The sequence below is a fragment of the Rothia sp. HMSC071F11 genome, assembly GCF_001809115.1.
Taxonomy (GTDB): Bacteria; Actinomycetota; Actinomycetes; order Actinomycetales; family Micrococcaceae; genus Rothia; species Rothia dentocariosa.
Genome location: NZ_KV795756.1, coordinates 556,280 through 563,935 on the forward strand (window position 1 = coordinate 556,280; position 7,656 = coordinate 563,935).

Here is a 7,656-nt window from a genome sequence, read left to right on the forward strand (position 1 = left end):
GCTGTAGCCTATCTATAGGTTTCATTAACGTGAAGCAGATTTTGACCACATTCATCAATTCCTTAAACGTCACCCAAAAGTTACTTTACGTGTAGGGTACTAGTTATTCCCAAAAACGTGAGAGAATTAGAACATATTCATCACCACCTAAGGAGTTTGCTTTGGTCGATTATGCTCTCGGCGACCGTGGAACCCTCACAATTGTCACCGACAACTACTATGAGGCTGAGACTCTACAAGTCTTTCAAGAGCTCCATGTCAACCGTGAACAGTCCTGGCAAGGCAAGGCTCGCCTTGTTCCAGAACCTGATAACCCCTACGAGGCAAACAGCATTGCTGTATACGTTGGGGATCATAAAGTGGGACGTTTAAATCGTGACGATTCTGCAAACTATTGGAACGCGATTACCCGCGTTGTTGCTTCCGGTTTCTCTCCTACAGCACAGCTGCAACTCAATGCTATTGCTCTACGGGCTGATAGCGGACCGCACATTAAAAGTGTAGGAAAACTCTTTCTGTCGTCACCAACCTTGCTGTTTCCTCTCAACCATGCCTCAGCGCGAGCAGCTATTCTTCCTCAAGGTCCTTCAATCAAGGTGCTTGACGAGAATGGACATGCTGAATATCTTCACAGTATTTTGCCGCCAACAGGTGAAGGACGGGTAATTTTAAGACTTGAAGTACAACAGGTTAAAAACCCAGATGGGCACATGGCCAATTCGGTAGAAGTTTTCCATGAGGATACTCATGTAGGGCGTTTAAGCTCCCAAATATCAGAACAGTTTATTCCTGTCATTGAACATGCTGCGAAACATGACAAACTCACCAATGTCTGGGGCACGATACGTGGTAACAGGCTCGAGCTTTCATTAACTATTCAGGCGGTGCGGTCAGAGAATATCCCAGAACAGTGGTACAAAGATTTACCCAACGATGTACCTGAGCTCCTACCTGAGGCCAAGAAGTATGAGGTTCCTGATGCTTTTGTCCCAGCTGAAGCGGAAAACACTCAAGGGAAGCATATTCTTCCTCAGAAGATTCGCGGATTTATCACCTCTGTTGCAGGAAAAAACGGAGTCAGCGAGGCGATCACGGCACACGAAGTTATCCCAGAGAAAGCAGCTAAACCCGTATCTTTCGATGATCTTCCTGAAGAACACACGCGTCTGCTTACCCTCGTCAAAATTATAGGTATAACCCTTCTTATAGTTGGCTTAGCAATTGCAATTTGGCGTGTTCTTCTTGGAGTCCTCATAGCAATTATGGGCGGAGCTCTCTACTCGGTCGCTCTGTATTTTGGTCGTCGGTTACTCAGACTGGCTGCTGAAGAACATGCATCCCAGACTGTTACCGTAACTCCTATACCAGCTAGAACACACGTGCAACATTAATAGCGTTATACGGATAAAATTTGGGGTAGTCAGCACGTCAGATACTGTGCTGACTACCCCAAATTTTATCTGCAGGATCTATAGACCCGTATATAGACATACCTAGTCAGACCCATAAGTATTCATAAAATCCTGCATACGATCAGCTTTCAAAGCCTCCGTCAACGAATCAACAGCAGGCTGATTAATAATAATGATTGATTGACCGTCATAAGACCAGCCAGGGCCTGCGTTAGGAAGCGTCGTCATATGTAAAGCAGCCGAACCACCATTAATGACAGGTGCCGCAATCCGAAGAATCTCACCAGAGCCTAAACCACTATCAACCTTGACGTAGCCGCTAAAGGCATCCACCATATTCTTAAAATTAGTGATGTTACCCAAAAACCCCTGTTTTTGGATGGTCGTATAGAGTCCACGTAAATATGCACGTTGATTACGTACACGCTGATAATCACCCGATGCAAAAGAATACCGCTCACGCACAAACGCTAAAGCAGTGCTGCCATCCATATGCATGGTACCCGGTGTAAAGTTCCAAACGCCTGTTTGGAAAGCAAAAGGAACTTGAACATCAACGCCACCTAGAGCGTTAGTAAGCCCTTTAAACCCATCAAAGTCTATTTCTGCTACATGGTCAATCTTGACACCAATTAGTTGTTCAATGGTCTCAATTTGTAAGCTAATGCCTCCATAGTTGAGAGCTGCATTCACCTTCGCATTTCCATATCCGGGGATGCTTACCCACGAATCACGCATGATAGAAACTAAATAAACACCTTCCCCGTTTTTAGGAATGTGCATCAGCATAATAGTATCTGCCCGAGCCCCACTAACTGTTGCAGCTTCTTGCCCTGAACGTTGATCGCTACCAAGAAGAAGAATATTAGTTCCTTCGCCTTTTACGACCTGACGCGTCTTACCACCCTCTAAGGAGTCAAGAATTCCGTTACCATTCTTGTCAAGGTCATTAGCAAGAGAATCTGCCGTTTTACCATCGGGACCCACAATATTTGGATCATTATTCGGGTCTCCCAGGTTTTTTCTTAAAGAGTCTAAATCTCCTTGTGAATTCGTAATGGAATCAAATTTTTGAGTCTTGGAGTCCCAGGTATGCCCAATGCTCCACAGGTAAATCCCCACTCCGATGATAAGAGTAAGAATAAGGATAGCAAGAATAATTAGCACCCGTTTAAGAGTCTTTCGACGGGGTTTTTCAGCGAGCGCTTCGCTCATGGGTTTGTTTCCTTCGAGTGATGTGATAACGGCATAACCCGCATAAGAATACCGCTACAAAGTGAGTTACCTTCACATTGTAACGGTAGAAAATAAAAACACACCCCGTATCAGATTTTTAATCTATATTACGGGGTGTGTTCTTTATTGCATTCTACGTTTTACGCTTTCTTACCAAAGTTTGCAAAACGTGCGTTGAAGCGTTCGACGCGACCTGCGGAGTCCATGATACGCTGCTTACCGGTGTAGAACGGATGCGACTCAGAGGAGATCTCGACCTCAACGATGGGGTATTCGTTACCGTCTTCCCACTTCTCGGTTTTATCCGAAGTCATCGTGGAACGAGTCAAGAAAACTTTACCGGATGCAAGGTCACGGAATAGTACCGGACGGTACTCCGGGTGGATATCTGCCTTCATGCTTAATTACCTTCTTCTGTCACTGGATTTTGCCAGTAACCCTAAATAGATGGAGTAGGTTTTACGATGCACGCAGAGCGCACCATAGACCGGCTTAAAATGCACAGCCAACCACCAAGGATACCACCTTTAAAGAGGTAACGCTAGGTTCTTAGAGGGCTTGTTGTTACGAACGCAGCCTCGTTTCCCAAAACGCAACAGCTGACGCAGCTGCCACGTTCAAAGAATCGACGCCGTGGGTCATGGGAATCATAACCGTGTGTTTTGTCTGCGCCAATGTATGCGGTGAGAGTCCGTGTCCTTCTGTTCCTAGGATTAAAGCTAACTTCTTATCCTGACGTGCTGAAAGTTGCCCCAAGGTAAGAGAGTCCTCATCTAGTGCAAGTGCGGCACTTTCAAATCCGTGCTCGTGTAGAATTTCCAGGTCTTTTGGCCAGCGGGTAATCCTGGCCCAAGGTACTTGAAATACAGTTCCCATAGAAACGCGGATAGAGCGCCTATACAGCGGGTCAGCGCATCGTGGAGTAATTAAAACTGCGTCTACGCCTAGCGCCGCTGCGGAACGAAATATAGCCCCAACATTCGTGTGGTCAACAATATCTTCTAAGATTGCGACGCGGTGAGCTCCGTAAATAATATCTTCTACAGTTTGAGGAGCAGGGCGCGCCATTGCTGCTAAAGCTCCGCGATGTAGATGAAAGCCAGTTATTCGTTCAAGTTCTTCTTCCGATCCTACAAAGGCAGGAATATTATTATACTTCGTCAGTACATCGGAAAGATCATCTGCCCATTTCTCGCTCATAAGGAATGAGAGGGGACGGTGTCCTGCATGTAAAGCACGCCGTACCACTTTTGATGACTCCGCAATATAAATACCCCAGTCAGGTTCGAGGGCAGAACGTAATCTCACATCAGTTAGGTGGGTATAATAACGAAGTGTTTGTTCAGGCGCTTGAGCTAATGGCACCACAGACGATATTGCGTACACTCGTTCTGCCCGTGCTTGCAGTTCTTGGGGTGATAATTGTTTCTTCTTCATAAAGACACTACTGGGTCAAAACTTACTCCCACCACGTACGTATGTATGGTGGGAGCAAGATAAAGCTTAGCGTTTAAAAGCGCTGTAGCGCCCTGTAGAAGTGGCCGTTAAAGCTAGATCCATCGCGTATGTTAATGCAAGATTATTTTCTGTGATGGTCTGAGCGATAGGTCCAGATGCTACCACACGACCGTCGCGGAGCATGAGAGCGTGTGTGAAGCCTGCAGGAATTTCTTCAAGATGGTGTGTGATGAGTACAGTAGCCGGTGCGTAAGGATCAACGGCGAGTGTTGTAAGCCTCTCTACCAAATCTTCGCGTCCAGCGATATCCATACCGGCCCCAGGTTCATCAAGTAATAGGAGTTCGGGGTCGGTCATGAGAGCGCGTGCGATAAGAGTACGTTTGCGCTCGCCATCGGAAAGTGAACCGAATTGACGCTCTGCCAAAGCGTCTACGCCCCAGTCTTGAAGAAGCTCATGGGCGCGATCGCTGTCGAGGGCGTCGTATTCCTCTTTCCAACGTCCTGAAACAGCATACGCGGCCGTCATGACAGCATCAGAAACTTTCTCTCGGTCAGGGATCTGTGTGGCGGTTGCTCCCGATGACAGCCCGATACGCGGGCGAAGCTCAAAAACATCCACGGAGCCGAGAGTCTCGTCTAAGATCTCTACTTGTCCGACTGTGGGGTGCAAACGCGCCGCTGCGACCGATAAAAGTGTTGATTTTCCGGCACCATTTGGACCCAAGACAACCCAACGTTCGCCTTCATTGACAGTCCAGGAAACGTTATCGAGAATATTGCGACCGCCGCGCATGACGCTCACGTTTTGAAGATTAAGTACAGTGCTCATGGTTATTCTCTTCTACGATATGATCTCTACCTATGTGGGAAGGCGCAAGCCCTTTGGGGTCCTGCTTCTTCGCTCTATACGTACTTCTAATCGATGAACCCGCGGGCTCCACCGACCAGCTCAACGTGTCCAGTCTGAATATCTGCGGTAACCATGGCAGCTACCTCATGGGCAAACTCGTTGACAGTGTAGAGCCTACCTGTTGTCTCTCGACGATATTCGAGAGCCCCAGGATGCAGGCGGTTAAGCAAAGTTGCAGTCACAGTTCCTTCAATCATGTCAGCTGATACGACGACAAGTGATATTCCTTTCTCAGTGAGCGCAGGTATTTCGGCGATGAGCGCATCTTCCCCTGCTCGTTTGGACTCTGCAACCGACTGGTATTCTGCCAGGGTTTCAACTTCGCGGATAAAGTGTGCCTGGTGACTGGTGACGAAGACGATGCGTCCTCCGTTGGGCATTTTTTCAGCTGCAAGTCGTGCAAGGTTAAGCTGTGCATCTCGGTTGAGACGCATTGCGTAGTCTTCACCCATACCAGCTTCCATACCGCCCGATGCATTCAAGATGAGATAATCCAAGGAGCCGTAGGTTTCGATAGCAACATTCACAAGGTTTGTGAGGTCTTCAGGCTTAGTTACGTCTGCTTGTACGGCGGTCGCGTGTCCGCCAGCTTCTTCGATAGCTTTGACGACCTTATTGGCTCGAGGGGCTTTGGAGCGATAGTTAACTATGATGTTTGCCCCTTGAGCCGCTAGGATTTGGGCAGTATCTGCACCTACACCTCGTGAAGACCCTGTGATAATAACGGTTTTACCGGCGAGCTGTGACATACATTTTCCTTTGTTGGTTCTGTGCTTTCTGAAAGTAAGACGTTTATGGCATGTGATAGGAAGAACCTAGTGTCCCATACCTAGACCGCCGTCTACAGGGATAACGGCGCCTGAGATGTAATCTGCCTCTGGCGAAGCTAACCAGCGAATAACCCGTGCTACCTCAGCAGGGTCGGCGAAACGTCCTGCCGGGATAGTTTTCAGGTAACTCTCTTTAGTTTCCTCAGGCAAGCTATCGGTCATATCGGTGTTAATAAATCCAGGTGCTACAACATTTGCCGTAATATTTCGACTTCCGAGCTCACGGGTGATGGAACGAGCCATACCAACAAGAGCAGCTTTAGACGATGAGTAGTTAACCTGTCCTGGAGAACCATATAGCCCTACAACAGAGGAGACGAGGATAATACGGCCTCGTTTGAGTTTGATCATACCTTTGATCGCACGCTGTGCTACACGAAAAGAACCAGTGAGGTTGGTATCGATAACATCCATGAAATCCGTGTCCTTCATGCGCATAAGCAGCATGTCACGAGTAATACCCGCATTCGCCACAAGGATTTCTACAGGACCGTATTCCGCTTCAATAGTTTTAAAAGCTTCATTAATGCTGTCTGCGTCTCGGACGTCAGCTTTAACAGCAAAGAACTCTGTGGGCGCTTCCCCGCTACGGTAGGTCACACAAACATTGTGCCCTGATGCCTTAAACTCCTGCGCGATCTTGTAGCCGATACCACGATTACCACCGGTAACAAGAACGGTCTTGGGGGTGTTATCACTCATTATTTTCCCTATAAATTTGGGGTTACTGGTCATACCTATTCTAGCCCGTTATCTATATGATGTGGTGAGCATCTGTTCTTGCAACACTTAACACCATAAGGAATAGAAGGTTTAGACTAATCAGTACAGGTAATTACCACCATGTGAATCGAAGCTAAAACGTCTATCATAGAGAGTTCGTTACTGTAATTCTGAGGGAGGTGTGTCAATGACTGCTGAAAAGCACTGGACAGCCGAAGACCTCGCGGCCCATGGTTACTACTTATCTACAGTTGATGTCGCAGAACGATTTGAAGACTCTTTAGTGACATACGAAATCAGTAATGCTTCTGCTCCGTTATCGGAGCGTGTAGATAAACGTGCTCGGGACTACATCCTCAAAATGGCGATTCGTGTAGTTTGTATTGTAGGCGCTGTATTTACAGATGGTACCCTGCGCTGGATATGCGTCGCAGGTGCAGTACTGTTGCCTTGGGTGGCCGTAGTACTTGCGAATGGTGAGTCAAAACAGGAATCGAGTGGATTTACTGCCTATTTGCCTGAGCATCATCGGCGAGCTTTAGAAACAGGAGCAGCGTCGAATACATCTACTGCAGATAATGAGTCCGACGCCTCTGAGAACTCTCATTGCTACGCACAATATGCGGATTCTTCATCGCCTTATAATCGAACCGATGTCATAGATATTTCTGAAATATAGTTTCAACAGGCATAAATACCGTTACGCGCAATATAAAGATGGAGGTGTCAGTGGATCTTTTGGGCTCTTTAGCGGGGAGCTCCTCCCCTAGCTTAGATATTTGTTCACGTAAAGGCTGCCACAACGAGGCAACGTACCAGATTCTCTGGAATAACCCGAAGGTTCACACTCCTGAGCGCCGCAAGATCTGGTTGGCTTGTCATGAGCACGTTCAATGGCTTGAGAATTATTTACGGGAGAGGGAGCTTTGGAAACAGACCCTACCGTTTCCCCAAAAGTCCTAGCTTCATAAACTCTATTTCAGCCATAGTTAGATAGGGACGTAAGCGCCATATCACTGTATTGTCCGAGCGTTCTCCCCTACCATAAGTAATACAGGTACACCACCGTCTCTATATATACATCT

General features: G+C 47.2%; 9 protein-coding genes. 3 read left to right on the forward strand and 6 right to left on the reverse strand.

The genetic code is table 11. From position 1 onward, the window contains the following. Nucleotides 1–161: 161 nt before the first annotated feature. Entirely contained in the window at nt 162–1,391 is a 1,230-nt protein-coding gene (locus HMPREF2554_RS06805; protein ID WP_013399050.1) for an HIRAN domain-containing protein, read from the forward strand. Nucleotides 1,392–1,493: 102 nt separating this feature from the next. Here the strand turns inward: HMPREF2554_RS06805 and HMPREF2554_RS06810 are convergent, their stop codons facing one another. The 6 genes from HMPREF2554_RS06810 to HMPREF2554_RS06835 form a co-directional block, all read right to left on the reverse strand. Next, nucleotides 1,494–2,627 (reverse strand): LCP family protein, encoded by a 1,134-nt coding sequence (locus tag HMPREF2554_RS06810; RefSeq protein ID WP_004004644.1) that lies wholly within the window; start codon nt 2,625–2,627, stop codon nt 1,494–1,496. 161 nt (nt 2,628–2,788) lie between these two features. After that, nucleotides 2,789–3,046 (reverse strand): type B 50S ribosomal protein L31, encoded by a 258-nt coding sequence (locus tag HMPREF2554_RS06815; RefSeq protein WP_004004643.1) that lies wholly within the window; start codon nt 3,044–3,046, stop codon nt 2,789–2,791. A 166-nt stretch (nt 3,047–3,212) separates the two neighbouring features. After that, complete coding sequence (locus HMPREF2554_RS06820; protein ID WP_013399049.1) at nt 3,213–4,085, reverse strand: TrmH family RNA methyltransferase; 873 nt, start codon at nt 4,083–4,085, stop codon at nt 3,213–3,215. 66 nt (nt 4,086–4,151) lie between these two features. Further along, on the reverse strand, nt 4,152–4,937 hold the full coding sequence (locus tag HMPREF2554_RS06825) for an ABC transporter ATP-binding protein (protein WP_004004641.1): 786 nt from the start codon (nt 4,935–4,937) through the stop codon (nt 4,152–4,154). 86 nt (nt 4,938–5,023) lie between these two features. Further along, entirely contained in the window at nt 5,024–5,767 is a 744-nt protein-coding gene (locus HMPREF2554_RS06830) for an SDR family oxidoreductase (protein ID WP_070554443.1), read from the reverse strand. 66 nt (nt 5,768–5,833) lie between these two features. Further along, on the reverse strand, nt 5,834–6,550 hold the full coding sequence (locus HMPREF2554_RS06835) for a beta-ketoacyl-ACP reductase (RefSeq protein WP_041321784.1): 717 nt from the start codon (nt 6,548–6,550) through the stop codon (nt 5,834–5,836). A 208-nt stretch (nt 6,551–6,758) separates the two neighbouring features. On the opposite strand from HMPREF2554_RS06835, the gene HMPREF2554_RS06840 reads away from it, so the two are divergent. Continuing rightward, nucleotides 6,759–7,250, forward strand: coding sequence for a DUF3099 domain-containing protein (locus HMPREF2554_RS06840; protein ID WP_013399047.1), 492 nt, complete (start codon nt 6,759–6,761; stop codon nt 7,248–7,250). A gap of 50 nt (nt 7,251–7,300) precedes the next feature. Then, on the forward strand, nt 7,301–7,534 hold the full coding sequence (locus tag HMPREF2554_RS11780; RefSeq protein WP_080513836.1) for an acetone carboxylase: 234 nt from the start codon (nt 7,301–7,303) through the stop codon (nt 7,532–7,534). The last annotated feature ends 122 nt before the right edge of the window (nt 7,535–7,656 follow it).